Source organism: Burkholderia sp. Bp9142 (genome assembly GCF_003853415.1).
Classification (GTDB): domain Bacteria; phylum Pseudomonadota; class Gammaproteobacteria; order Burkholderiales; family Burkholderiaceae; genus Burkholderia.
The window spans coordinates 1-456 of sequence record NZ_QTPP01000115.1 but is presented as its reverse complement, the minus strand read 5'-3'; the positions used below and the strand labels follow the sequence as shown (position 1 = coordinate 456).

Genomic DNA, 456 nt, shown 5'->3' with positions numbered 1-456 from the left:
GGCGTATGCGGGGATGCACTTCGAGTACGACGCACGCGGAAATCTGGTGCGCAAGCGTACGCCGGCGGGGGAGCAGGGTTACGAGTGGGACGAGTTCAATCGCTTGCTGTCCGCTCGGGTTGCGGAGACGTCGCGGCAGAGTCAGTCACGGTATTTCTATGACGCTTTCGGTCGACGGATCGCCAAGGAGGTGAACGGCAAGCGGACGGTGTTCGGGTGGGACGGCGACACGTTGGCGTACGAAAGCGATGGGGAGAGCGGCACGCACTATCTGTACGAGCCGAGAACGTTTGTGCCGCTGGCGCAGTACGTCGCAGAACCGGTCGAGGGAATTGAGACGCCGGAATGGAAGAGCACGGACCGCTACGCGCCGGAAGACGATCCGCTGCAGAAGGTGCCGGAGCGGCGGGCGGAGGCAAGACTGCTCTATTACCACTGCGACCAGATCGGTACGCC

General features: G+C 63.2%; 1 pseudogene. It reads left to right on the top strand.

Annotated elements, in window-relative coordinates:
- Positions 1 to 456: pseudogene (locus DIE22_RS38570) on the top strand (RHS repeat domain-containing protein); the annotation flags it as partial.